Here is a 23,542-nt window from a genome sequence, read left to right on the forward strand (position 1 = left end):
CTTAAGTGCGGCGATTTTTTCGGCTTAATAACCCGTTAACTCCATATACCCCGTACCCGAATGAGTCCCCTCGATACGCACTGGGCCTTCCCAATAGGGGACTGAAAGGGGCATGTTAGCGTTGGGGTTGAGCGCTGAAACCACAAGCTCGATTTGCTGACTCGGAATAGCCACTTGCCACTCGGTTGGATAATTACGCCCTTGGATTTCAGTTTGTTTGGTTGCGTTCAATTGAATCTCATTGGATGAAATGGCAATACCCGAGCCGTCTTGTCGCATCAGTCTGGCGCTAGAGTAACTGGCTTTTCCGGTATTGGAATCTCGCAACTGGAACACTACCAAGCTGGTTTCGTCACTTAGTCTTAAGGCAAACCAGTCCCAACCTTGTTGTGAGTCGAGCAAGAACTGCGAGCTCCACTCTCTGTCTATCCAACCTTTACCCGTTACCTGATGAGTGTGGCCATCAATAATGACTTTGCCAGAAACCTCAATAAACGGTTGGCTATAGTAATACGAAGCCACCTGACCATCGGCACTTTTGGTGCTGTAACCTTGCTCGCCCTGTTTCTGATAAGGTGCACCGCTAGTGAGTGTCAGAGAGAAGCCAAACTGCTCTGAACTGGCATTGAGTGTGGCGGGGAAAAGGTCGTCGGTTGAAGATTGCCACTGCCAATCGTCGAGATAAACCCGAAATGGCGACACATCAACGCCTGCTAGCGAAGCTTGGTCGCGTGACCATTTCTCATCGGCAAAATGCTTGTCTGGCGTGGTTACTGCGCTATGCGCCATATAAATTTGTTGGCTCTGCCATACGGTTTTTTGCGCTTTGTTTTTCCCATCTTCTGGCGCGGCAGCAAAGCGAAACTGTGTCCACTGAACACCGAGTGGATTGCCACTTTCATCGATTAAATTCGCCGTTAAATACCACCATTCATGACGAAAACTTGGGTGTGCTTGATGATCGGCAGGGAAGTTGAGTTCAACGCCCTTAACTACAGGAGTGAATGGATTGCTCTCGCTTTGAGTCTCTCCACTGCCTAATAGCATTGCCATATTTTGCTCCTGAGGCTTTTCACAACCAAGCAGCAACGAGCAGCTCATTAGCCAAGTGAGATTGCGTGCAAATTGATTCATTACAGCACCTCGCTTTGCAAACTAGACACGACAGGTTTACTGACCAATCGCCACAGCGGAATCAGGGTCGCAACTACCGCGACAAAGATAGTGATTGCCACAATGCTGAGGGCATCACTCCAACTCCACAGGTAACTTAGGCTCCAACCAAAGGCGCGCAGGGTAACGATGTCCGTTAGTACATAACCGACCATAGCGCCGAGTGGTAGAGCGATAACCAAAGTAAAGCTGACCAAAGCGACGATTTGCCCGATGACCATGGTCATTAGTTTGCGGCGACTGACGCCAAGCGCGTACAGTCTCGCAATGGCGGCTTTGCGTGCGTCGAGCAACATAAAACAAGCACTAAATAAGCCAATCACTGCGACCATCAGGGTTACACCATTGAGAGCGCGCGTAATGGCGAAGGTCTGCGAGAAAATATCGAGCGCGATGGATTTGATTTGCGCCTGATCGTAAAGCTGACTTGGGTGCAGATTCAATTGCTTACGCAGTTGGTCGTAGACGACGTCTGGGTCGCCAGAGACTTTGACACCAAGGCTGGTGGGCAAGTTGGTAAAGCCGCTTTCACGCCACAACTTTGGAGCCAATAATACTTCACCATTGGGTGAACCGTAATCATGGAATATCGCCCCGATACGCAGAGTTTTGTTTGGAACTGCATCGAGCTGAAGTTCGCTATCGAGCGATAAGCTGAGTTTGACCGCAGTCGGCTCACTGATGGCGACCAATTCACCTTGGTAAAAGCGTTGCCAGAAGTTATCAAGGTGCGATTGGAACACCATGGTTTGCTCTAAGGTATCCTTGTCTTTGGTGCCGAGTAAAGTGGGCAAGCCTTGTACGTTATCGTCGACATAGTATTGTTTGTAGACCGTCTCAACCCCGTCAAATTGCTCTAATGCGCTTTCTACATTGGCAATCTCACCCTGTGCGGGGCTAACGTAAATGTCAGCATGAAGCCTCTGTTCGAGCCATTGTTTTAACGTCGATTCAAAGCTGCCAACCAAGGTGTTCATTCCTATATTGGCTGTTACCGCAAGCAGCAGTGCCATCATGGCGAGAGAAAGCGGAGAAATGAGCTCGCGCAGTTCAGCGAACAGGTAGTGCATCAAGCCTGAACGGGTACGCCTTTCACATTCGTTGGCTAGTACGCTGAGTGTTTTAGGCAGATACAGAGGAATCGACACGACAAGTACGCCGAGCCACGCCATAGTAAAACGGTGATGCTCACTCAGCCATAATCCAGCGAGCGCCGCAGCAGTCAACATTATGCCAACCATGAACAATTGGTTTTCGCTAGACGTTTCTGGGGCTTGATAAAAACCGCCATGAGAAGAGAGCGGCTGGTTCACGCGTTGTTTAGAGTGCTGCCAACACGCCAATAGTGTTGCAGCTAGGGTTAGCAGCAGCGCTTGCGCCCACCATTGCCACTGCCAAGTGCCAGGAAGCAGTGTTGCTCCGTAAAGTTGTTCAAGCGTGAGCGCAATGGTTGGGTGCAGCCAATGGCTGAGCTGCATGCCCAATACAAAACCGAGTGAAGCGCCGAGGGTAACCAGAATGGTCAGTTCAATCAGCAGTGCGGTGAACACCATGTTTTGCCCAACCCCCGCTTGTTGGATTTGGACTAACAGCCGATTGCGTTTGAGTAAGCTGTACTTCACGCCGTTGTAAACGATAAACAGACCAACCAGAAATGCTAACAGGCTCATCGCGGTAAGGTTGAGGTGGAAGCTATCAGTGAGTGAACCAAGGTCCGTGCTTTGATTGTTGGCGATCCATTGGCCTTGCTCGCCGATGAGGTGTTGCCATTTTGCTTGTGCGTTATTACCTGTATTGAAGCCAGTGTCGAAAATGGCAATGTAACTGAGCTGTCCTTGTTTGTTGAGCAACTGCTGGGCAAAGCCAATATCCATCAACATTCGGCTGCCCAATTGCCACTCATCGGGTAATACGACGACACGGGTCGGAACTTCATCCAGAGTCAGCGTTTCTACTTCGCCTAAGTTTCGGTGTTGCGACAGGCTCATCATCACTATGGGTTCGCCTGCTAAAAGTTCAGGGAGTGGTAAAGCACTGTCGAATAGAGAAATGTTTTGCTCGCTGCCAGATGATTGCTCGTTGTGGGTTGAATAGCGAGAGCGTGACGAGATGGCAGCAATTAATTCGCTACCTTGTACTGACCAGCGACGACCTTGCTTGTCCCGAACTCGCCCTTCAATTACGGGTAAGGCTGCACTGAGTCCGTTTTGTCTGAGGCTGAAGTAGAGCGATTCAGGCAAATAGTTTTGCCCCGCTGGTGGAATAATCAGATTTTGCGCTTGAGCACTCAGTTGCTCGGTGGATTCCGCATAGCTGCGCTTAGCATTGAGGTTGATTGATTGCACGGCTACAAACAAGGTTACCGCCAGCACGATACCAATCAGAATTGCGGCTGCCTGAAGGGGAGCTTGGCGATAATGCGCCGCGAACAGATTTAATGCGAGTCGAATATGTGTGAGTCTGATACGCGAGAATCTAACCTGAGTCATGGTCTTACCCTCGGTTGTTTTGCTCTTGCAAAGTAGGGAGGGGTTGCTGCAAATCACCACTGCGTAATTGACCGTTTTCTAGCCGCAAACGAGTCTGCATAAACTCAGCGCAGTCTGGGCTGTGGGTCACTAAGAGCACCGCAGTGTTGCCTTGTGTGGTGATTTCATTCAGTAGCTTCATCACCTCCAATCCCGCTTTTTGGTCGAGATTACCTGTAGGTTCATCGGCAAGCAGAAGCTTAGGCCTATGAGCCAAAGCGCGTGCTATGGCGACTCTTTGCTGCTGGCCGCCAGACAGGGCAGAAACGTGTCTATCGAGAAGCTGACTGATGCCCAATGTTTCGATGAGGTAATCGCACCAATCGTTCCATTTTTGTTGGTTTAGATGCAGAGGAAAGGCGATGTTTTGTTTTACGTTGAGCGGTGTTAACAGGTTGAATTGTTGAAAGATAACACCGAGCTTTTGATGGCGGAACTGGCTCCATTGCGGGTCTTTCCAAGCTGCCGTGTTATCGCCATCTAACCACAATTCACCACCAGATAAAGGCTCAAAGCCAGCAATGACATTAAGTAGGGTACTTTTGCCGCTACCACTCGCACCCGTCAACGCCACACTTGCACCTGCCCTTAAAGTGAAATCGACGCCTTCCAATACGCGGTGGGTTTCTTTACCATCGACGAAACTTTTGTCGGCTCGTTTTAGTGTGACAAGTTGGCCTTCCATTTCCTCACCTTTATGTTCTTTAGTTTTGGCCGATTCATCTACTTTGAATCACTTAGTTTCATCCGCCAGTGTTATATTGTACAAGAGCTTTGGACAATAAGATCCAATCTTTCAACAAATTAATAAGCGCAATAACCTGATCACCTATCGATCCCGATTGATATGAAAAGTTTATATTAATCGAATCTGTTGTCCTGGGTCCTTTGTTAGTGACTTGCTTCTCATTCTAGATGTTCAACCCCCTAACTGCATGAATTCTAGGGATTTAAACCGAAAAAAAAATCATTCACTCCGATTCATATGAAATTGTCCCGAATAGCATAAAGACGCAACGTCATAAATAGCTAGAAATAAGGATAATTCTATGAATCAAATGACTTCCAATTCAGCCTTGGAAAGGACATCTAACCGCGAGCAGTGCGCGATAAACCAAGAACAATTGTCGCACACGGCTTTTCCTCTATTAGGTCTTGGCAAAGGCATTGCCAAGATAAAACGGCAAATACAATACGCTTCTCAAGTGAGCATTCCAGTCTTTATTAGCGGCGAAATTGGTACTGAAAAACGCACGGTGGCTTACCATATTCATCGTTGCCGAAGTTTTACCCATGGACGATTTATTTACGTTCCTTCGCAAATCAGGTGTGTTGGAGAGTTTAAGCATTACTTGAATCAGAGTATCGGAAATGCACAGGGAGGTACGCTATTTCTATCTGAGGTTGATAAGCTTAGTGATAAGCATAAAGACTATTTAACGTTATTGTTTTCCAATCAGGAGTTCTATCAACAACTCGTTGAAAATAATATCCAATTGATCGTTTCTTGTACTACCTCTTTGACTAGTAATCAGCAGTTTCTTTCCAAAATTCTCGGCAGTTACATGCCGCACCTAGAAGTGATTATGCCTTCGCTACGAGAAAGGAGAGATGACATTCCTCTTTATATCGATCATTTTTTAAAGCAATTCAGCGGTGATAATTCCCCCCAGTTGAGCACAGAAGCTATAACGTTGCTTTGTGAGTATTCATGGCCGCAGAACGTATCACAGTTACAAAAAATCATGATGGTTTTGATCTCCTCACATCCAAGTCATGTTGGGGCGCAAGAAGTGATGGCTTTAGGGGTAAATCAATCCGAAGAGTCTAACTCCGATCTGATTGAATTACTTTTGCAACAACGCCTTACCACTTTTGAACATATCCACCCTGCACTGTATAAATCGCTAAATTACATCAGCCAACACTTTTTAGACGAGATGACCTTAAAAGATGTGTCGAATGCTGCCTACACTAGTGCTTCCCATCTTTCATTTCTTTTCCGTGAGCATTTAAATCGTTCGTTCAAAAGTATCTTGGTAGAGCTCAGAGTGCGTTTCGCCAAAGATATGATCAACTCGCAACCTCTAAGCAAAATAACTGATGTTTGCTTGCAGTCAGGATTTGGTGACCTTAGTCATTTCGAAAAAATGTTCAAAAGGTTTGTTGGTTGCACGCCAAGACAGTATCGCCAATCACAGCGGCAGCTACACACTCGGTTAATTGCTTAACTATCTCACCGACGGCCCTTTCTAAGGGTCGTTTTTATTTTGGTTAGAAAATACCACCCAGTCGCGACACATTCCTATATCTCTCTGATTAGTTAGCGGTTTTGCCTGAGTTTCTCTTAGGTCAGTCAAGCATACTGATTCCATCAAGACAGAGCGCAACGATTCACTTTATAAACAGCGCCAAACCGAGAAGGAAATCACTATGCCAGATCCCGTTTCACAATCAGTCGCTGAGGCAACACTGCTGACCGTCGGTATGTCTTCAGCCAATGCTGGCGCCAACCTAATCAATGCTGCGAATACAGCACTTTGCCTTTCATTTATGAATGCTGTTGGAAATCAGCAAGCGGGAAATATGACTCGACAAACTTCTACTGTTCAAGCGAATGCAGGGGTTATGAGTACAGGTAACGCTGTTCAAAGTGCAGTCGTTGGTCACATTTTATAGCTTTTCACCACGGTGAGGCACACCGTCCACTACCTCAACAAAGGAGACAACTATGCCAAATTCAGTCGACAGTTCCATCACTGATTCAGTGACGCAAGTAAACACCAAAGTCCTCGGTGATACGCCGGCATCATCAATGGGTAATTTGATGTTAACCACTAGCCAAAGTTTGAGCATTGCTGGTCAAAACGCAGCAACAGGTCAACAGCAAGCAAATGTGATGCATCAAGCTGCAACGGTTCAGGGACTTAACGCTTTGATGAATACGGGCAATGCAGTGACTGGCACGGTTACTGGCAACATCATTGATCGTGGCTAAATCATCAGAAAAACATTTCACTTCAAAGACTAAAAGGAAATAACAATGCCAAATTACGTAAATGAAGCAATCACAGATTCAGTGACTCAAGTGAACACAAAAGTGCTTGGAGATGTCCCTGCAACAGCGATGGGCAACTTAATGCTGACGACAAGCCAAGCGCTTAGCGTTGCGGCTCAAAACCTAACGACGGGTCAGCAGCAAGCAAACGTTATGTGGCAGGCCGCTACTGTGCAAGGTATCAATGCATTAATGAACACTGGTAATGCCGTCACGGGTACAGTGTCTGGTCAAATTATTGATCGTGGTGACACTCGACGTTAACCCAATTCGTAGGGGGGACGCCCCCTACCATTGTTTTCCTTCGGAGAGCTAACTATGTCAAACAGCGAAACAAAACAGACCTTTCATATTACTGATAAATCATTAGCGCAGTCGGGTGCTCTCGCAGTCCAAGATGCCGCAAACTCATTCAGAGATATGAATACGTTACTGACCACTGCGAGTGGTGTGGCGTTAGCAAATTTCATTGAATCTGGAGATGCTTCTTATCTTCAAGCTCTAGATAAAATTAACGAGCAAGCCAAAGCGTCTAAAGATAACTTCATCGAGCTTTATTCAAATGTGAATCAGGCACGCAAAGAAAACTGACTTGAGAGTAAGACTATGGATGACAAAACCAGCGCTCACTCAGCGGTAGATCGAGTGCAAGATGGCAACTATTCACTTGATATGGTCGATACCATATTTGCAGATACATTATCGCGTGGTATGCAGAACGCTATTATATCGCAGCAAAATGCGCAAATGGCTTCTTCAAGTTCGGTAACTAATGCTTGCGCGCGCATATTGCAAGCTCAAGCCAAATCAGAGGCAATCACTGATCTTCCAAAGCGCTACAGAGCTATCGAGCAACAAGTTGATGATAGTCCACCTCTGAAGGAAGAAACAGAATCGAGACAATCCCCTCATAGGACTCTGTGTTTCAACAAAATCTGGTGGGCAATACTTAGCGTGATGTGTTTATTGATCGCCGTTGCCGGTGTTGCTTGGTTCAATGTGGCGGGTTTATAAGGAAGATACTATGAGTGACAAACCTATTGAGAGCCGTTCAACAAGTAAACATTCTGAAGAATTAGGACGTTATACACCTCGGCCAACAGAATTGGTCGATAATCATCAGTTTGATTTCGAACGCTGGCAATCTCAACTTAACCAGAATTTCAGTCAATTGGCACATCAATTAGAGAAAATGCATGCCGAGTTAGCTCAGGCCCTTAATGACAATATGGCACAGTTTAATTCAGCCAACCATTCTCAGTCGTCAAAAGACTAGGCTATACGGCCCCAATCATCAGTTCTCGTTCAGCCAACCTTCCTGGTAGTTCTTATTCAAGTCTACCAGGCTTTTTTATGTTCTATATTATGGGAAATGGAGCCAAGCGATGGCTCCTTTCGTTTATTGATTATTTGCAATAATCTTTTCTACTGCGCACAAGTCTACTTCTGGCTTAGCTGTTTTCTCTTTGTTGTTTGAGGCTAACCAAGATGGCTTTCTTTTAAACCCAATATGGTAAGCAACGGCTTCTAAAACAACTTGGTGCTCTCCAATTCTCACTAATGAAAAGCTGCGCTCTGTCCCTATCACTCTGCCGCGTGGGGAAGTCTGCAAGTATTGGTTGAGCGTTTTCATCTTGTTTTGTGTTTCTTGCTCTGTCGGTATGCGGTCTGGCTCGGTGGAACCGATAACTAACCGCTCAACGTGGCCGATATCTGTGATGTCATAAGATGACGGAGGATTTGATGGTTTTAACATGGTTATCTCCAAAATAAAGGCACAACCGTGTTGTGCCATTAAGGTTAGGGGGATTGGTAAGTTATGCAGCTTCTGCTGGAACAGGCATGATGCACTGATCGAGCATATCTAACACTCGCGACAGACCTTCGGGAGGAGGTAACTGTTTGGCAACAACATTGACGTCATACTTTGCAGAGTTATCGCTTTTACGTGAGCTTTCTTTACTCGACGAGATAGAACCGCTCATTTTGATCGATTGTGACAATCCAGGGATGCCTATTTTTGTTTCTGATTCCATCTCCGCATGTTGGCTATCTGAAGATGTATCGACAGCTGAAGACTTGACTTCCATGGTAAAGTTGATATCTACATCGGTAACCTGAAGTGACGGAATATTAATGATAGACATTATTGGAACTTCCACCGTATAGTACTTTTCATCTTCACCTTCCAGCTGTTTGAAAGAGAAAGGGATCGTACGTATCTCATATTTAGGGGTATGACCTTCTCCTTTTACATTTCCGTTATCGAGGTTTGCGTCTCTAAAACACACACGTTCAATAAAGTTAATCGTTGTACTCGCGAGCATCTCTTGAGCATTGCAGGCCGCGGTTAGTGGAGCGCCAATAAGGTCCTCCATCGGTAGTCCACGGAATTGATCGGCGATATTGAGTAACTTTGAATCTGCCATAAGATTTTTCCTTAAATGAGTTTATACAATTCGTTCATCAAACGTAGATAACCTTCCGAAGGCTCCCCATTTTCGAACTCAACTTCAACGCTAGCCATACGCGAACTATGGTCGTTGTATAGACTGGCTAGAATGTGTTTCTCTGCTTCTATCACCATGCTGTGAGTCTTGGAGTGATTTTCCACAGGTGTTACTTCGACCAGATCATCCAAACCAATTTCAAACTTGGTGTTCATATGTTTGATTTTGAGTGGTGAAGGTTGGAATAAGGTGATGGTAGGAATAGATACGGTCTTATATTTGACCTCCTCTTTGTCTGATGGGTTATCTAAGTCTGGAATTCTCACTTCAAGTTGTTTGGGGGTTCCGTCTTGATTGAACCACTGTTGAAATGAGGCGACTTGAGCACTGTCGATTTGTTTTTGAGCTTCGGAAGCAGAGCCAAGAATAGCCTCGACCAACGCTTGAAGCGTGACTTGCTTTTTACCTTGCATGGTGTCCTCCTAGTATTACATGCCCCTCTATTGTCGATTGCTCTCTCTTACAGCGATTGGGCTAAGTCATGGAGTTTTGTGGCAAAGATAGGAATGTTGAGAGGGGGTATCCATTGGAGGGGTAAGTTCGTATTGGGCTTAAGGCTCGCGGCTTAACCTGTTGTGGTTCTTAGGTGTACGCCACCTGACAAAGGTGGCGTTGTTGATATCATTATGGTTGCGGAACGTAGTTAGAGGACATTGATGTAAGGCTCAAACTTGCTGACAAGGAATGGAAAACGATCCGTGACGTCGACAGTGGAGTACCAGGATTCCACTGCGCTAGTTTTGCTATCTTGGAAGTTAAACACGACATAGACCAACGTTCGTTCCCCAGCGTAATGAGAGCGTGCATCGACACTGACCAAATGAATTGATTGATGGCTGCCATCGCTTCGCTGGCGATACATGCGTTCATAAAAGTCATAACCATAAGTCAGAAGATAGTTAAGGGCGCGCTCTTCATCGGTAACGCCGTTATTGTTTGCCAGTGAAAGATACAGCTCAATCACATGGGTGAGATCACGGCATGACTGCGCGTTATGCAGTTTCGGAAGGCCTTTAGCAATATCATGCGAAGTCATTGAACGAAATTTGGTTACGGTTACGGAATCTAGTTCCCCCAGTTGTCCACTGGCTCTGCCCACGACAAGTGCGTTGATCGCTGTTGGATTAGTAGAGTCAGAATCAACTAACGCATTGATAAGCTGCTGCATATTATATTCACTTGGGATGAGTCGGTAGAGCCGATTCCCGTGAATATCTTCCAAATACCAGTCGAGCTCTCTGGCCAGGTAGCGGCATCGTCTTGTTTTCAACACCTGACGAATGCAATCTAGATCTTTGTCTTTATTCCTTGGCTGGAGGTTAGTCAAGGGAAGCGCCGCAGAGCAAGGTTCTACTTTACGACAATAGTCTGGCTGACTGATATCGACGCCGTGTTCGGTAATCCACTTGATGTTGTTGCGAAACTCGTTTTCGACACTTTTGTCTGGCCAGTCAGCGCTAATACACCCAAGGACATAAACGTCACCCGCTAAGTCTTGTAAGCCAAATGAAGGTGCCGCGATATGCCTTTGAATCACACCAGATTGCTGAGATGAGTGAAGTAGGGAGATCATGTTGGCACTCCTATTAGTTGTGAGGAATATAGTCATTCAAAGGTGAATGTAAGTAAGGGAAAAGTTGGCTGACATCTACGGTTGCATAATAGCTAAACTGACGGCCACTCACGCTGCGTTGGTAATGAAAAATAACATCGACTAAGGTGTGGCCCGGAGCGCTTTGAGCAATGCGCGTATCGATACTGCGTAAAAATTCCTGCTCTTTATCTTCTTTATAGGTATTAAGCTTGGTATCAAGATGTATGACCGCTTCGCTGGCACGAACGGCATAAATGTCAGGGTAACGGAACGCCAAAAAGTTTTTTGCTCTTTCTAAGTCTGAGTTGCCGCTGTTTTGCTTTACATTGAGTAAACGCAGTAAATCGCTGATGGCTTTGGTTGTGGTGTTGATTCCCGCCTCACTCAGTTTGCTTTCTATGGCTTGAGCGTCAGCATTAAAAGCAAACATATGCTTGCAGCGTACCTTTGGTAGCACGGAGGCTTCTTCGTTTCCGCTCTCGGTGTACCCCAATTGTTCACCAACGATCACGCACAGGGTATGACTGTTGCTGCCTGCTTGCTCACTCTGTTTCAAGAAATGGATGAACTCATTCAGTTCGACTACGCTGTGAGGCTCAATTACGTAGGTGTCTTGCTCATCAACCGAGAGTACCCACTTAGCATTTTCAGCTAAATAACGGTAAGGGCGAGTTTTACGGCTTAGGTAGGCACTATGGCTACTTTCTTTTCCCGCTTCATAACCAAAAATGGTGCCGTAGTCGTGTGGTGAGACCGATTGATTGGTCACCGCCGATAGCTCTTGCGCGGCGGCTTCGCACTCCTTTTCAAGCCCTTTATTGGCAAATTCAACGCGCAGTTTGCCTGCAACATAAATCGGTGTTGATGAGACAAAAGCCTTCTCGATGATAGCAGCGGTTTCATTGGGCTGGGTTTCGCGCTGAACAATCGCTTGATCAGCTACAGGTTCTCTGTGATTGACGTTGGCTTGGTCTGAATTGTTGGTTGAGTCTTGTGGTGAAGATGACATAAGTCCTTCCTTATTTCTCTGGTTACTGTCATCAGAGAAGAATAAAGACTATTGCAATAAATTAGCCTGTTTAACTGATGAATTAATAAGGTGATTAAATTAATCAAATAAAGTCATGCCTCCCGCAATAAATTACCCCAGTTTATTCATTGTTTAACCTGAGTATTTGTACGCTTTCAACTTATAGTGAAAATATAAGTTCAAACTAATGGAGAATTTATAATGGAAATAGGAAAGCACCCTAAAGCGAGGATTAAACCACTACCGCCTAAATTACGGCGGGGAATGGAAAAGCTAACGGGAATTAATCTAAGTAACGTAAGGGTGTTTTATAACTCTCATAAGCCCGGCCAAGTTCAGGCCCACGCATATGCTCAAGGACGAAATATCTATATATCGCCGGGGCAGGAGCAGCACTTACCCCATGAGTTGGGGCATATAATCCAACAAGCTAAGGGAATGGTGAAACCGACAGTGAATATTAATGGTGTAAAAGTTAATGATGAACTTTGGTTGGAAAAGCATGCCACTGAGTTAGGTATTTTGGCAATTTATGGAAAATAATAGTCAGAGCGAGTGTTGTTATGGTTAGATGCAATTTTTTTGGGAAAACCTGATAAGTTTATTTTAACTATATGAAAATATGATGAATATGTATAACTAACGCCTCGATATAATTAATAAGGACTAAATGTATGTTTGCACAAAAAAGAATTAATATGAAAAAGAATAGCTCGGTTAAAAATAAAAGGATGTATTGTGATCTTTTTAGTGTGAAGTATGGAGTACAGAGATGTAATAGACTTGGAGGGGTTATTCAATTAAGGAAAATTCCTTCTGGTACAGAAACTATTATTGTGTGTCCAGCAAATCTTCACAAAAGCAAGCCTAATATTTATGACAAGATTGATGGTAGCTTGACAAGTAAAATATACAAAGAGTATCAATATGGTATTGGAACACATGTAGAGATAATCAACAATCGCGATGGTGGGTACTATAAGGTTAAAATAGTGAGCAGTGGAGAAGAAGGATGGATGAAAGCTAAGGCGTTAGAGGGGGAGAATGATAACATTTCAGTTGATGGTTACAATGAATTTTCTATTTATTGTGATGCAATTAGGGATATATACGATAGCACTCTTTTGGTGTTGAATGATCGTACCAAAAGTTATTGGAATCAAACGCTATTACAGTTTGCAAAAGAGGCTAGCTTGACTATAGGTGGTTTTTTTCTTCCTCCTGGTTTGGGTACTGCACTTGGACTTATACTACCAAAAAGCAAAAAAGAAAATGCACTTGAGAGAGCACATAAATTTAAAGCAAAGAATCAGAATGTATTAATATCTTATTACAACAAGGGTGACAAAATATTTAACCCCAAGCATGATACCGAGAGGGCTATAAAGGAGGTTTGGGGTGGCATGACTAAGGAGATTGAAAAGGTAGCAGGGGGAGGCTCTAAGAATGCAGAAATTACACTAAGTATTTTTAATAGATTTAAAAGTGAGGTGGTGATGATGATTGATGCAATTGTAGATAAAGAGAAATAGATATACTTTCTATGCTAGGTGCATGATGAGTTTTAAAATGCTCAAGGCGATTCTAGCCCAACGGTTATCTCTGGAGAAAAATATGAAAACCTCCACGGCACTCACTCAGTGCCGTTCTTTAATTCGCCTTCGATTGGAACAACGGTTCCAATTTGAACGCGAACCTCACAATAATCTCGCTATTGACGAGTTGCCGGAACTTCGCCAAACCCATTCTTTATCTGGTGATCATTTAGATATTGAACAGATTGCGATTGGTTTAGCGCTTATTCCTCATCTTCAACCTGAAACCTTTGAAATATTGATGCAGCCGAGTGAACATGCGCATCGGTTAAATGTTGAGTTTGGGCTGTTGGAAAATGAAGGGGTGGTTTGGGCGACAGGGCAAACCTTGGCATTTTTGCTCGGTGAAAGTTTCGTTGAACACCGGCAGGAAGTATTTCAATGGCTGTCGGGTGTGAATGAATCCAAGGCACATGAGCTGTTAGATCTGGATTTGGCTTCAGATTCATCGCCTTTAATGTGGCAACCACTGAAGTTAAAACCGGAGGTGCTAAACCGATATCTACTGGGGGAGAATGCCAAGCCACCTGCAATGGTGAATAATCTTGCCAGTTTGCTGACCACCTCTTTAGATTGGCATGCCTTGGTATTGGCTGATTCAGTCTTCGATGAGCTGGATGAAATCGAGCTTTGGTTGCAACATGGCAGCACGTTGGAAAGGGAATGGCAGCTAAAGGGAAAGTTGAGACCGGGATTTCGCGCCTTATTTTATGGTCCTCCAGGCACAGGAAAAACACTTACCGCGACGTTATTGGGAAAACGCACTGAGCGACCTGTGTATCGGGTAGATATTGGTGCGGTTACGTCTAAGTACATCGGTGAGACTGAAAAAAATCTGGAGCAGGTTTTCGCCATGGCGGAAAAGCACAACTGGCTACTGTTTTTCGATGAAGCGGATGCGTTGTTTGGTCAGCGGGTGCAAACTAGCGGTGCTAACGACCAATTTGCTAACCAGAATGTAGCCTATTTGCTGCAACGTATTGAAGCTTTCACCGGCATTATTATTTTAGCGACCAACTTGCAGGATAATCTCGACGAAGCCTTTTTTCGCCGTTTTGAAGCTGCGGTCTATTTCCCGAAACCAGAGGAGAAAGTGCGTCTGGCGCTGTGGAAAAACGCTCTGCCTGGAGATGAGCGCTTAGAGCCAGAGATACAACTTTCTCAATTAGCGCGTGACCATGAGTTAACTGGGGCTGAGATTATCAACGTGGTGCGTTATGCAGCACTTAAGGCCAGCAGTAAAGGCGCAAAGCAGATACTCGCGAGTGACCTAACATTCGGTATCGAGCGGGTCAAACATTTGCAACGCAGTCTCGAAGGGAATGCCGCGCGTCACTCCTTTTTTCGTTGAGACGCTCTAGTGGGGTATTTCTGGCTCGAAAGGACTGCTAGCTTGTTACCGTGGCAAGTTAGCAGTGTGATTGGAGATTAAGCGTAATTTAAGTAAGCCCGCTCAAGCTTTTTGTCGTAGCTATTTTGCGCATAATCAGGGCCGTTATACAGACTCGCGAAATATGGCCAATTCTTGGCTTTGAGCGCACGGTGAAGCTGAGAGTTAGATTGAATAAAACTAACGAACGATTGTAAGTGCTTCGATTCAGACAGAAACATATCACTGACGAAATCTTCGACACTGTTGTAACCCGCAGCTTGATAATTGAAGCCCATAATTTGGTAGCGACCAAATGAGGTGGATAGAAGCGCCGCATGGCTATCAAGCTCAATTGCTTCTTGCAAACGCCCGTACTCTTTTTCTCCGCCTAAATACAATCCGCGTTGCCATTTTTTCGATGAAATCTTGGGGTGGGAGTCGTCAAACTTGTGTTGGGTGTATTTGGAAAACTTGTGTGCTTCAAATAAGATTCGCGGTTTGCCGCATTTCAAAAAGCCACTGCCGTTAGACTCTACGTCTGACACGGCTTTGATTGCAGCAATGTCGCAACCGAGTGACATGGCGGCATTTTCGAAATCCTGATCACAAAGCCCTATTTGAGGTGTAACGTTTGGCCAGTGGAAATTAGGCGCAACGACCTCTTTTTCTTTTTGACATAAGCGTTGTAGAGCTAGATGGCTTTTGCCGCCGACATCTATGCGATAGTCGGGGTGCTTAAAATGCAAAATGTTTCTTTGCAGTAGTCCAATAGCTAGACAAGTGGGGGAGTGATTGACGTCACTGCTGACCTCTCCATCCTCTCTCAATGGGGCTTTAAGGCCAATATGTTTGCTAACAAGGTTAAGTGCGTTTTGAATGCTAAGCACGTCTTGCCTTACGTTGCTTGCTGACTTCCCAACTGACCAGACGAGTTTTATTGTGTTCATGATGATTCTCCATGTTAAGTCGATCCATAGAGAATGTATTATTGGTAGGTACGAATACCTCGGGGGGAGAGGCGAGTTTTTAGTCGTTAGTGATTAAATGAAGACTAAATACCGAGTCAAAGAAACAGAAATCAATGGTTTGATTTCTGTTTCTATCAAAACGAATAACCCATGTCGCTTGAGAGCATGGTGATTAGTCGCATTCGTTTTATGAGCAAGCTTACACGTAGTACGCTTCAACTTCGCCTTTTAGTTGGATAAGCATTGGGTTACCAAAGCGATCTTTCGCTTTTGGTGATGCGATTTTTACCCAACCTTCGCTAACACAATATTCTTCAACGTCTGTGCGCTCTTGACCTTTAAAACGAATACCGATCTGGTGATCGAAGCACTCTTTTACAAAGAAAGGGCTACGTGGGTTACCTGATAGGCGATCTGGTAGAGCTGGTTTAGCAGTATCTGTCATGTTTTTCGACCTTGAAGTCCGTAAAAAAAGTGCGCCATTGTAAGTCACAGATTGCTATGGGTTCAAGACATCTAATGACAGTTATCACAAACGATTTAAGTTTGAACCTACAACCCCTTCAAATACTGGGCATTGGCCGTTGGCTGAATCATGCTATTGATGGTACTTACGTTGTCGTCACTGTGTTGTGCTAGGAGCAATAAGAACGCATCAATCAGTTCAGGTTTACTGGCTGCCACTTGCGTTTCGGTTTGAATATCCCGCAGATCGATCAACACATCAGTAAACAGGTTCGGTAAGTCTTGCAGCACTTGTAGGTTTAATACGTTGTGTTCACTGTAGATTGAGTTGTGGCTGCCCTTTTGTTTTTGCACCACGTACGGATTGTCTTTGAGATTTATGATAGATGTACGCTTGTCACAACGTTTCAAACAGCCTTTATTGACTTTGATCTTGCGACAGCCGTCGGTCTGTTGGAATAAACATTGGCGACTGGTCAGCAGTGTACTTGGGTGGTAGATGCTATAGTAGCTGCGCATGTTTTGTGGACGCTTAATATGGCGCATCTGCTTCATGTTCAACTCGTTGGAGATGAATGCACCGCTTGCGGTAAACTCTTGTTGTAAGCATTTGAATGAGTAGGAGTTGACCGTGTTCATCTGTGGGCCTGCGATCCAACCCAGTCCAAGTTCTTGAGCTAAAATGCCCACACCGGAGTTGTTAGTGATCGAGAGCGCTGGCTTTACTGCCTCTAACAGTGTGCGTGCAGCTTGGTAATCGTCACCAATCAAAATCGCAGGAAACCAAGGTTTTAACTGTGGGTTTGCTTGGAACAACTTGAGCATTGCATTCAGTTCAGCAGCCAGTCCCATCGGCAGCTGAAAATAGACGTCTACGTCAGTGTATTCGCCCAGTACAGCGTCTTGTGGTGACGAGATCAATACCGATAACTTTGGCGCTCCTTGATGCACTTCTGGTTGAGGCAGTGGCGGCAAAGTGGGTACATCAATCGCCCCTTTTAGGCTGCTAGAAGAAGCTCGCGTTGCAGTGACGTCAAAGTCTTGGGTCTTCTTCGTCACTTTCTCAATGATCGCTGTTTTGTCGTCGTAGAGCTTTTTCTTCACTATCTGCACATCGTCTGCCGATTCACATTTGTAGATTTTTGAAAAGTGTTTCACCGCATGGTCGCGGGGGTTGTCGATGTACATCGCTTTACCGAAGTCGCCTTGCAAGAATGCATTGGAGAAATCGCGGTTGAAGACGGTGTACAGTTCTGTGGTGTCGTTCGACAGTTCTACGCCATCGCACAAGCGGTCAATCTGTTTACGCCAGTTGTCGACCACGGTGTAAACGTAGTGGGACTTCTTGATGCGGCCTTCCACTTTCAACGAATACACGCCAGCATCGGCAAGCGTTGCTAGATCGCCAAAGGCTGAGTTGTCTTTCATATTGAGTGGATAGCGATTGCCAGTTTTGGTGGTTTCATACTCTTCTCGACAAGGTTGGCTGCATCGCCCGCGGTTGCCTGACGCGCCATTACGCGCAGAGCTGATGTAGCAAATCCCAGAGAAACCAATGCAGTAAGAGCCGTGGACAAACACTTCCATCATCACATCATGCTCGCGACCAAACTGAGCCAGATGCTTAATCTCACTGATGTTCAACTCGCGCGATAGATTGACGCGACTTGCCGTCAACCGATTAAGAAACAGAACCTGCCCCTCGTTATGGGTGTTGAGCTGAGTTGATGCGTGTATATCTAAATCAGGGAAATAGTTGTTGAGAATGTAGGCCAAACCAAGGTCTTGCACGATCACGCCATCAATAGACGTGGTGTTCAATTGACTAAGCAAGCGCACAATGGCTGGAACTTCACTCTCTAGAATCAACACGTTGAGAGTCAGGAAGATCTTACAGTTGTGCTGATGCGCAAGCTGCAATACGCCATTCAAGTTATCTAAGGTGAGGTTGGTGGCTCGGTTACGTGCATTGAAACGGTCTAAACCACAATAGATAGCATCCGCCCCGGCGGCAATGGCTGCCTTAATCGAATCTAAATCCCCGCCCGGTGCTAATAACTCAAATTGATCGCGTGTCACTACTTATCTCTTACTCAATAAAATAGGAGCGGTATTTTACGGGGATAAAAAGTGTGATCTAGCGCTGATTAAGGCTTTGTTAATCTGCATCAATTAATTTGTCTTCTAAGGCGAGATTTCAATTAATGGTTGCAATCACTGCGAATTGCTTTAGTGTTATACCTATGTATAACACTAAATCGCAATTGATAAGGCAAGCTTCATGACAGATTGGAACGAAACGCAGCCTATCTTTCGTCAACTAGCGGATCGAATTACAGAGCAAATCCTGCAAGGTATTTGGAACGAAGGAGAGGCATTACCTTCGGTTCGAGCCGTCGCAGGAGATTTGAAAATCAACCACATCACTGTGATGAAAGGTTATCAGCTACTGGTGGATGAAGGTCTCGTAGAAAAAAAACGCGGTCAGGGAATGTTCGTGGCACAAGGCGCACTGAGTCAGTTGAAAGCGTCGCAAAAACAGGATTTTATTCAGCAGCAGATCCCGTCAATTGCGGTGAAACTGCAGCAGCTAGACATTCCACTTCAAGAATTTATTGAGCAGTTAACACTGCACGTTGAGGGCAAACAATGAGCGTATTAATTGAAGCTCGGCAGGTAACCAAGCACTACTCAGGTCGAGCCAAGGAGCAAGGCGAAGCGATTAAAAACATTAGCTTTGAACTCAAAGCGGGACAAGTCCTCGGTTTGCTTGGTCACAATGGTGCAGGTAAATCGACCTTGATTAAAAGCCTGCTAGGTGCTCACGACTATCAGGGTGATATTCAAGTTCTGGGACTTGAGCCTATCTCACAGCGCGCCAAAGTGATGGAACACCTGTCTTATATTTCAGATGTGAACGTGCTGCCTGACTGGATGACGGTAAGACAAATTCTTCGTTACACCGCGGGTGTTCACCCAAGTTTCGATGTGAACAAAGCGCGTGCTGTACTCGAAAAAACCGACATCAAGCTTAATAGCAAAATCAAATCGCTTTCAAAAGGCATGAAGGTACAGCTACACCTTGCGATTGTGATTTCGACCGATACCAAAGTATTGATTCTCGACGAGCCGACCCTTGGCTTGGATCTTGTTTACAGAGATACCTTTTATCGACATCTCCTTGAATGGTTTCATGATGGAGAGCGTGCTCTGATTATTGCTAGCCATGAGGTATCTGAGATTGAACATTTGTTAACCGATGTGCTTATCCTTAAGCATGGTCAAGCTGTGCTGCAATCATCGATGGAGAACATTGCCGAAGACTATGTGATTGTCGAAACCACCGATGAACCACGCGCACAAATGGAAGCACTGAAGCCGCTTTCTAGTGAGCGAGCGCTCGGCAGTACGCGTTGGCTGATTCGTTCTGAACAAGCGCAACAGCTCGACGACGTAGACAAAATTTACAATGTAAAACTGGCAGATCTGTTCTTAGCTCTACAGAAGGAGGCTGCGTAATGAATCCATATTTCTATATGTTCGAGAAAGAGTGGCTAGAACATAAAGTGATCACGCGTATTCCTTTGGTGTTGCTAGTGTGTGGTGTAGTACTTCTACTTTCGATCTTGATGAATTCGACCATTCAAAGCAATGTCACTTACGAGCTAACTTATGATGTGAATGGCTTTGAATCTGGTTATGAATTAGGTAAGCAGTTAAGTGGCTTGGCTTTTGGCTTTACTGGCTTTTTGTCGATTCTATTGACCAGCCTTTATTTCCCGAAGACATTACGTAAAGAGCGCCAAGAGGGCAGTGTGATGTTTTGGCGCAGCATGCCTGTCTCTGACATGACGACGCATTTAGTGAAGCTTGGTTTTGGTTTGCTGGTGACACCTATCATTTGCTCGATGTTGGTTGTGTCCGCTGACTTCCTAATGTGGGTGATTAATCTTGTCATGTCGGAGAAATTTCCACTGTTCTTCACTGGTGAGTCAATCTTATATGTCTTTACGCATTGGTTTGAGTTTATTGGTCGCATGTGGTTAGTGGGCTTGGCATTACTGCCGCTTGCAACATTAGCCATGGCAATTTCTCAGAAAGTTAACTCTCCATTGTTAGTCATGGTGATTGGTTTTTACGTGATTAAACTACTTTCGACAAACCTGTTAGGTACTTCTGCTGTGAGTCATTTCTTGCAGGCAGTAACTATCTTGCCATTTGACTTACTGGCTGAGAGCAACCCACTAGCCGCGTTTGCAAATGTAGGAACAGTTAATCTGGTGGTTTACTTTTCGTTAGGCGTTTTGGGCTTGCTGGCAAGCTTAAGATTGAGCCGCTCTGTCGACTAGACTTTTCTGACGGTTTAAAATTAAAGAAGGCGCTTATGGTTGGTTAGCGCCTTTTTTGATTCTTGCTCCAGTATGAACAAAGACTGTACGTGTGGATGAAAAGGTAAGCACTACAAAACGCATAATACAGTTGAAAGAAGGTAGCGAAATCGCCACCTTCGTTGTCGTCACAATAAGACAAATTACTCATAGGGTACTCTTGCAACTTGGCTATGCTTTTAGTTTAAGTTATTGTTTTTAAATGCTTCAACATAAGCTTTATCTTCTCCCATAATGTGTTGACGTAGCCAGTTCTTCAAAAACTCCATCAATTCGTCTCCTATCTCTTCACCTCTTTCTACGCGACTTTGAAACTCCAAGACTTGCTTAACTAAATGTTGGTGTTTTTCGATATGGTCTTTGGTTTGAGCATAATCGATCTGTTCAAACAAAATCTCTTCATAGGCAAAGTGGTTGGCCGTGTAATCAATCAAGCCCTGTACAACCCGCTTGATAGAAGAGAGACCATAATTGTGTTTAAGCAGGTAATAGAGCTCATTAATTAAATGGAGCAGCGTTTGGTGCTGACGATTGATTTCGTCTAACCCGATATCGAGTTGATTACTCCATTCCATCAGTTTTCCCCGCTTAGCTTCATCGGCTTCGACCTGTTTCGAATCTGTAGCGAAGCGATGGAGTAGAGAATCGATTTCGCCTGACAAGTTACGTACCGTAATACTGGCAATTAAGGTTTCTTTAGTAGCGCGAACGTTATTGTCGGATTCAGTTGCGATTAGCGCTAAGCTGTCTTGTAAGCTTTGTGTTTGCACGAGCTGCTGCTCGGATGATTGAGCAATATGTTGGCCGTAAGTACGGACCTCGTCGATTTGTTGGTTAAGTTCTTTAAATGTGTGCTCGGCTGTTGATGCAATCTCCAAAGACCGTTCCATGCTGGATTTATTTTCTTTCATGGTTTCCAAAACGTCATCGGTCTTGGCTTGAAGGTTGGTAATTTTTCCACGAATCTCTTCGGTGGCCTCTTGAGTTCTTAGTGACAGCGAACGAACTTCATCCGCGACGACAGCAAAGCCTCGGCCTTGTTCTCCGGCGCGAGCACTCTCGATGGCAGCATTAAGTGCAAGCAAGTTAGTTTGTTCGGCTATTCCGCTAATTGTCTCCATTACTTGGCTAATTTGTGCAGTCTCTTCCATCAGTGACTGAAAGTGTTCATTAGAATTGTCGATATGATGATTAGCGTTTTCCAAAGCCTCTTCTAAGGCGATCATGTCTCGGGTGCCTTGATCTGCTTTAGCTTTAGCTTGATTAGAAAGTGTCGCGGTTGATTCACAGTAACTAGAAACATTTTGCGTGATTTCTGACAACTGGGTGATGATCTCTTTGGCGTTGTCGACGTCTTGCTTTTGTCCCATAGCACCTGTTCTCGAAATGCCAGAGTCTTCTTGTACAGTTTCCGCGACTTCGACTAAGCGTGCGGTCGACTTACGAAGTGCATGTACGGTCCGAGAGATATCCTCTCCAATTCGATTGAAGGTACTCAGTAATGGAGCATTGAGGGTATCACTGGTGTCAATTCTTACCGTAAGATCACCTTCTGAAAGGTGGATCGCGATTTGTTTAAGCCGCTCCAGCAATCCGGTCATAGAAGTAACGACAGATACAACCACTAAGTGATAAAGCAGCAATAATATGAGCCATAACCAAGATTGTTCAATGAATAGCTCAATCGCAACTGGAAAAATTAGTAAGCTTAGCAGCAATGACCACTGCATCGAAGAAAGTCGATTTAAGCCAGAAAATAAAGATCTAAACATACGCCAGCTCCTTGGCCGGAAATCTGTTGTTTACTTCATTAAATTTAGGCGATAGATACGGAATGACCTATTGGAATTAGACAATAAATTGATGCAAATTAATTTCAAAGGTTTAGATGGCGAAGCTAGCAATTGTAGTTCTAGATGATGAGTTACCCTACTTGTCGATGGTTTTAAAGTACTCCCAGACCAACAAACCGACGGGCCCTAGCGCGGTAGTCTTCTTGCGCGCGACATAAATAGGCACATTGAGTGGCTCGAAGCTAGGAACTAAGGTCAAAGTTGGTTCGTGCTCGGCTTCATGAGTGGTCAGTCTTCCCCATCCTAGGCCACTCTTTATCAGTGATTTTTTCGTATGATGATCAGATACATACCATTGTAGAGCCTGTTTCACTATTCCTGAGTCAGGGCTGGTTTTATATGATGATTTTACGATCACTTGTGGATAGTCATAGAGGTGGTTTGGGTTGAGCCTTGCTTGGTTCGATAACGGGAACTGATCGGACACGTAGACTGGCAGTATCAGAGTATCAACACGGCGATACTCAACGATCTCTTGATTCAACTCCATCGCGGCATAGATGCCAATGTCGACTTTATCATCTAGTAACATCCGCTCGCCAGATGCAGTTTCAACGTCTAGGTGGATAACAGTATCGGGGTAGGATTGCTTTAGTTGTTTTAGCAGAGCGGTAACTTTGTCTGTTGGGAAAATAGCGCTGATACTGATTCTTAGTTCAGTCTCAGTTTCACTGTTCATCTGACGGGCAAATAAATCGAACTCATTAGCCGCATCTAATAGCCGCTGTATTTTTTGCAGCAGCACTTTACCTTCTCGGGTAAGAGTCGGGCGGTAAGTGTCACGATCAAAAATCTCTATTTGATAGTGTTCTTCAACCTGCTTAACAGAATAAGACACCGCAGAACGTGCCTTGAAGAGTTTCTCACTTGCTTGGCGAAAACTCCCTTCCTGATGAATCACGTTAACAACGTGCAAATGTTCTAAAGCAATCATGGTCTAATAATATGACCATTTTGGTCTAAAAGCTATGCTTTTTTCGTTCATGTTTCTCTTCTAAAGTAACTCCA

26 protein-coding genes are annotated in these 23,542 nt (G+C 44.8%); 13 read left to right on the forward strand and 13 right to left on the reverse strand.

Annotated elements, in window-relative coordinates; genetic code table 11:
* Positions 1-24: 24 nt before the first annotated feature.
* The 3 genes from APB76_RS14650 to APB76_RS14660 are packed head-to-tail and all read right to left on the reverse strand — an operon-like array spanning position 25 to position 4,386.
* Complete coding sequence (locus tag APB76_RS14650) at positions 25-1,134, reverse strand: lipocalin-like domain-containing protein (protein ID WP_054961724.1); 1,110 nt, start codon at positions 1,132-1,134, stop codon at positions 25-27.
* Positions 1,134-3,662, reverse strand: a complete 2,529-nt coding sequence (locus APB76_RS14655; protein WP_054961725.1) for an ABC transporter permease — start codon at positions 3,660-3,662, stop codon at positions 1,134-1,136. The genes APB76_RS14650 and APB76_RS14655 overlap by 1 nt, the downstream gene beginning before the upstream one ends.
* A 4-nt stretch (positions 3,663-3,666) precedes the next feature.
* Positions 3,667-4,386 (reverse strand): ABC transporter ATP-binding protein, encoded by a 720-nt coding sequence (locus APB76_RS14660; RefSeq protein WP_054961726.1) that lies wholly within the window; start codon positions 4,384-4,386, stop codon positions 3,667-3,669.
* A 364-nt stretch (positions 4,387-4,750) separates the two neighbouring features.
* Between APB76_RS14660 and APB76_RS14665 the strand changes: the two genes are divergently transcribed.
* From APB76_RS14665 to APB76_RS14695, 7 genes are all read left to right on the forward strand, one after another.
* Positions 4,751-5,932, forward strand: a complete 1,182-nt coding sequence (locus tag APB76_RS14665; protein WP_054961727.1) for an AraC family transcriptional regulator — start codon at positions 4,751-4,753, stop codon at positions 5,930-5,932.
* A gap of 202 nt (positions 5,933-6,134) precedes the next feature.
* Positions 6,135-6,380, forward strand: a complete 246-nt coding sequence (locus APB76_RS14670) for a RebB family R body protein (RefSeq protein ID WP_054961728.1) — start codon at positions 6,135-6,137, stop codon at positions 6,378-6,380.
* Between the two features lie 52 nt (positions 6,381-6,432).
* Positions 6,433-6,699, forward strand: a complete 267-nt coding sequence (locus tag APB76_RS14675; RefSeq protein ID WP_054961729.1) for a RebB family R body protein — start codon at positions 6,433-6,435, stop codon at positions 6,697-6,699.
* Between the two features lie 45 nt (positions 6,700-6,744).
* Entirely contained in the window at positions 6,745-7,023 is a 279-nt protein-coding gene (locus tag APB76_RS14680; RefSeq protein ID WP_054961730.1) for a RebB family R body protein, read from the forward strand.
* A 54-nt stretch (positions 7,024-7,077) separates the two neighbouring features.
* Positions 7,078-7,350: a hypothetical protein gene (locus APB76_RS14685; protein WP_054961731.1), complete on the forward strand. Its 273-nt coding sequence runs from the start codon at positions 7,078-7,080 to the stop codon at positions 7,348-7,350.
* A gap of 15 nt (positions 7,351-7,365) precedes the next feature.
* Positions 7,366-7,773: a RebB family R body protein gene (locus APB76_RS14690; protein ID WP_054961732.1), complete on the forward strand. Its 408-nt coding sequence runs from the start codon at positions 7,366-7,368 to the stop codon at positions 7,771-7,773.
* Between the two features lie 10 nt (positions 7,774-7,783).
* On the forward strand, positions 7,784-8,035 hold the full coding sequence (locus APB76_RS14695; protein WP_054961733.1) for a hypothetical protein: 252 nt from the start codon (positions 7,784-7,786) through the stop codon (positions 8,033-8,035).
* A 123-nt stretch (positions 8,036-8,158) separates the two neighbouring features.
* On the opposite strand, the gene APB76_RS14700 is transcribed toward APB76_RS14695, so the two are convergent.
* The 5 genes from APB76_RS14700 to APB76_RS14720 form a co-directional block, all read right to left on the reverse strand.
* Positions 8,159-8,515, reverse strand: a complete 357-nt coding sequence (locus APB76_RS14700) for a hypothetical protein (RefSeq protein WP_064429709.1) — start codon at positions 8,513-8,515, stop codon at positions 8,159-8,161.
* Positions 8,516-8,576: 61 nt separating this feature from the next.
* Positions 8,577-9,188: a DUF2589 domain-containing protein gene (locus APB76_RS14705; protein ID WP_054961734.1), complete on the reverse strand. Its 612-nt coding sequence runs from the start codon at positions 9,186-9,188 to the stop codon at positions 8,577-8,579.
* Between the two features lie 11 nt (positions 9,189-9,199).
* Complete coding sequence (locus APB76_RS14710) at positions 9,200-9,682, reverse strand: DUF2589 domain-containing protein (protein WP_054961735.1); 483 nt, start codon at positions 9,680-9,682, stop codon at positions 9,200-9,202.
* Positions 9,683-9,912: 230 nt separating this feature from the next.
* Positions 9,913-10,842 carry a cyanobactin maturation protease PatG family protein gene (locus APB76_RS14715; protein ID WP_054961736.1) on the reverse strand — a complete coding sequence of 310 codons (930 nt, stop codon included), beginning with the start codon at positions 10,840-10,842 and terminating at the stop codon, positions 9,913-9,915.
* Between the two features lie 13 nt (positions 10,843-10,855).
* The gene (locus tag APB76_RS14720) at positions 10,856-11,872 is read right to left on the reverse strand and encodes a cyanobactin maturation protease PatG family protein (RefSeq protein WP_054961737.1); all 1,017 of its coding nucleotides are present in this window, start codon (positions 11,870-11,872) and stop codon (positions 10,856-10,858) included.
* A 222-nt stretch (positions 11,873-12,094) separates the two neighbouring features.
* Here APB76_RS14720 and APB76_RS14725 point away from each other — a divergent pair, with 222 nt between their 5' ends.
* The 3 genes from APB76_RS14725 to APB76_RS14735 all read left to right on the forward strand — a co-directional run bounded on the left by APB76_RS14725 (position 12,095) and on the right by APB76_RS14735 (position 14,839).
* Entirely contained in the window at positions 12,095-12,436 is a 342-nt protein-coding gene (locus tag APB76_RS14725) for an eCIS core domain-containing protein (protein ID WP_082880302.1), read from the forward strand.
* Positions 12,437-12,567: 131 nt separating this feature from the next.
* The gene (locus tag APB76_RS14730; RefSeq protein ID WP_054961738.1) at positions 12,568-13,425 is read left to right on the forward strand and encodes a hypothetical protein; all 858 of its coding nucleotides are present in this window, start codon (positions 12,568-12,570) and stop codon (positions 13,423-13,425) included.
* A 25-nt stretch (positions 13,426-13,450) separates the two neighbouring features.
* Complete coding sequence (locus APB76_RS14735; RefSeq protein ID WP_167350319.1) at positions 13,451-14,839, forward strand: ATP-binding protein; 1,389 nt, start codon at positions 13,451-13,453, stop codon at positions 14,837-14,839.
* Between the two features lie 77 nt (positions 14,840-14,916).
* Here the strand turns inward: APB76_RS14735 and APB76_RS14740 are convergent, their stop codons facing one another.
* From APB76_RS14740 to APB76_RS14750, 3 genes are all read right to left on the reverse strand, one after another.
* Positions 14,917-15,807, reverse strand: coding sequence for an N-acetylmuramidase family protein (locus tag APB76_RS14740; RefSeq protein ID WP_054961740.1), 891 nt, complete (start codon positions 15,805-15,807; stop codon positions 14,917-14,919).
* 220 nt (positions 15,808-16,027) lie between these two features.
* The gene (locus tag APB76_RS14745) at positions 16,028-16,273 is read right to left on the reverse strand and encodes a DUF3297 family protein (RefSeq protein ID WP_004746437.1); all 246 of its coding nucleotides are present in this window, start codon (positions 16,271-16,273) and stop codon (positions 16,028-16,030) included.
* Between the two features lie 107 nt (positions 16,274-16,380).
* The gene (locus APB76_RS14750) at positions 16,381-18,372 is read right to left on the reverse strand and encodes a peptidase U32 family protein (protein WP_054961741.1); all 1,992 of its coding nucleotides are present in this window, start codon (positions 18,370-18,372) and stop codon (positions 16,381-16,383) included.
* 202 nt (positions 18,373-18,574) lie between these two features.
* Between APB76_RS14750 and APB76_RS14755 the strand changes: the two genes are divergently transcribed.
* From APB76_RS14755 to APB76_RS14765, 3 genes are read left to right on the forward strand one after another with little or no spacing between them, the layout of a single operon-like run.
* Positions 18,575-18,946 (forward strand): GntR family transcriptional regulator, encoded by a 372-nt coding sequence (locus APB76_RS14755; RefSeq protein ID WP_004746441.1) that lies wholly within the window; start codon positions 18,575-18,577, stop codon positions 18,944-18,946.
* Positions 18,943-19,812, forward strand: coding sequence for an ABC transporter ATP-binding protein (locus APB76_RS14760; RefSeq protein ID WP_054961742.1), 870 nt, complete (start codon positions 18,943-18,945; stop codon positions 19,810-19,812). Before APB76_RS14755 ends, APB76_RS14760 begins: the two co-directional genes overlap by 4 nt.
* Entirely contained in the window at positions 19,812-20,642 is an 831-nt protein-coding gene (locus APB76_RS14765; RefSeq protein WP_054961743.1) for a hypothetical protein, read from the forward strand. Before APB76_RS14760 ends, APB76_RS14765 begins: the two co-directional genes overlap by 1 nt.
* A gap of 218 nt (positions 20,643-20,860) precedes the next feature.
* On the opposite strand, the gene APB76_RS14770 is transcribed toward APB76_RS14765, so the two are convergent.
* Positions 20,861-22,453 (reverse strand): bacteriohemerythrin, encoded by a 1,593-nt coding sequence (locus APB76_RS14770; RefSeq protein WP_054961744.1) that lies wholly within the window; start codon positions 22,451-22,453, stop codon positions 20,861-20,863.
* A 157-nt stretch (positions 22,454-22,610) separates the two neighbouring features.
* Positions 22,611-23,468 carry a LysR family transcriptional regulator gene (locus APB76_RS14775; RefSeq protein WP_049845801.1) on the reverse strand — a complete coding sequence of 286 codons (858 nt, stop codon included), beginning with the start codon at positions 23,466-23,468 and terminating at the stop codon, positions 22,611-22,613.
* Positions 23,469-23,542 lie beyond the last annotated feature (74 nt).

This window comes from Vibrio bivalvicida (genome assembly GCF_001399455.2).
Classification (GTDB): domain Bacteria; phylum Pseudomonadota; class Gammaproteobacteria; order Enterobacterales; family Vibrionaceae; genus Vibrio; species Vibrio bivalvicida.

What these genes read in the sequence shown, in the direction of transcription:
- APB76_RS14740 (WP_054961740.1), bottom strand. Translation starts at nt 15,807, where the DNA reads ATGAACACAATAAAACTCGTCTGGTCAGTTGGGAAGTCAGCAAGCAAC.
- APB76_RS14770 (WP_054961744.1), bottom strand. Translation starts at nt 22,453, where the DNA reads ATGTTTAGATCTTTATTTTCTGGCTTAAATCGACTTTCTTCGATGCAG.
- APB76_RS14685 (WP_054961731.1), top strand. Translation starts at nt 7,078, where the DNA reads ATGTCAAACAGCGAAACAAAACAGACCTTTCATATTACTGATAAATCA.
- APB76_RS14765 (WP_054961743.1), top strand. Translation starts at nt 19,812, where the DNA reads ATGAATCCATATTTCTATATGTTCGAGAAAGAGTGGCTAGAACATAAA.
- APB76_RS14665 (WP_054961727.1), top strand. Translation starts at nt 4,751, where the DNA reads ATGAATCAAATGACTTCCAATTCAGCCTTGGAAAGGACATCTAACCGC.
- APB76_RS14775 (WP_049845801.1), bottom strand. Translation starts at nt 23,468, where the DNA reads ATGATTGCTTTAGAACATTTGCACGTTGTTAACGTGATTCATCAGGAA.
- APB76_RS14745 (WP_004746437.1), bottom strand. Translation starts at nt 16,273, where the DNA reads ATGACAGATACTGCTAAACCAGCTCTACCAGATCGCCTATCAGGTAAC.
- APB76_RS14755 (WP_004746441.1), top strand. Translation starts at nt 18,575, where the DNA reads ATGACAGATTGGAACGAAACGCAGCCTATCTTTCGTCAACTAGCGGAT.
- APB76_RS14720 (WP_054961737.1), bottom strand. Translation starts at nt 11,872, where the DNA reads ATGTCATCTTCACCACAAGACTCAACCAACAATTCAGACCAAGCCAAC.
- APB76_RS14715 (WP_054961736.1), bottom strand. Translation starts at nt 10,842, where the DNA reads ATGATCTCCCTACTTCACTCATCTCAGCAATCTGGTGTGATTCAAAGG.
- APB76_RS14670 (WP_054961728.1), top strand. Translation starts at nt 6,135, where the DNA reads ATGCCAGATCCCGTTTCACAATCAGTCGCTGAGGCAACACTGCTGACC.
- APB76_RS14710 (WP_054961735.1), bottom strand. Translation starts at nt 9,682, where the DNA reads ATGCAAGGTAAAAAGCAAGTCACGCTTCAAGCGTTGGTCGAGGCTATT.
- APB76_RS14680 (WP_054961730.1), top strand. Translation starts at nt 6,745, where the DNA reads ATGCCAAATTACGTAAATGAAGCAATCACAGATTCAGTGACTCAAGTG.
- APB76_RS14650 (WP_054961724.1), bottom strand. Translation starts at nt 1,134, where the DNA reads ATGAATCAATTTGCACGCAATCTCACTTGGCTAATGAGCTGCTCGTTG.
- APB76_RS14700 (WP_064429709.1), bottom strand. Translation starts at nt 8,515, where the DNA reads ATGTTAAAACCATCAAATCCTCCGTCATCTTATGACATCACAGATATC.
- APB76_RS14730 (WP_054961738.1), top strand. Translation starts at nt 12,568, where the DNA reads ATGTTTGCACAAAAAAGAATTAATATGAAAAAGAATAGCTCGGTTAAA.
- APB76_RS14655 (WP_054961725.1), bottom strand. Translation starts at nt 3,662, where the DNA reads ATGACTCAGGTTAGATTCTCGCGTATCAGACTCACACATATTCGACTC.
- APB76_RS14725 (WP_082880302.1), top strand. Translation starts at nt 12,095, where the DNA reads ATGGAAATAGGAAAGCACCCTAAAGCGAGGATTAAACCACTACCGCCT.
- APB76_RS14705 (WP_054961734.1), bottom strand. Translation starts at nt 9,188, where the DNA reads ATGGCAGATTCAAAGTTACTCAATATCGCCGATCAATTCCGTGGACTA.
- APB76_RS14675 (WP_054961729.1), top strand. Translation starts at nt 6,433, where the DNA reads ATGCCAAATTCAGTCGACAGTTCCATCACTGATTCAGTGACGCAAGTA.
- APB76_RS14760 (WP_054961742.1), top strand. Translation starts at nt 18,943, where the DNA reads ATGAGCGTATTAATTGAAGCTCGGCAGGTAACCAAGCACTACTCAGGT.
- APB76_RS14690 (WP_054961732.1), top strand. Translation starts at nt 7,366, where the DNA reads ATGGATGACAAAACCAGCGCTCACTCAGCGGTAGATCGAGTGCAAGAT.
- APB76_RS14735 (WP_167350319.1), top strand. Translation starts at nt 13,451, where the DNA reads ATGAGTTTTAAAATGCTCAAGGCGATTCTAGCCCAACGGTTATCTCTG.
- APB76_RS14660 (WP_054961726.1), bottom strand. Translation starts at nt 4,386, where the DNA reads ATGGAAGGCCAACTTGTCACACTAAAACGAGCCGACAAAAGTTTCGTC.
- APB76_RS14695 (WP_054961733.1), top strand. Translation starts at nt 7,784, where the DNA reads ATGAGTGACAAACCTATTGAGAGCCGTTCAACAAGTAAACATTCTGAA.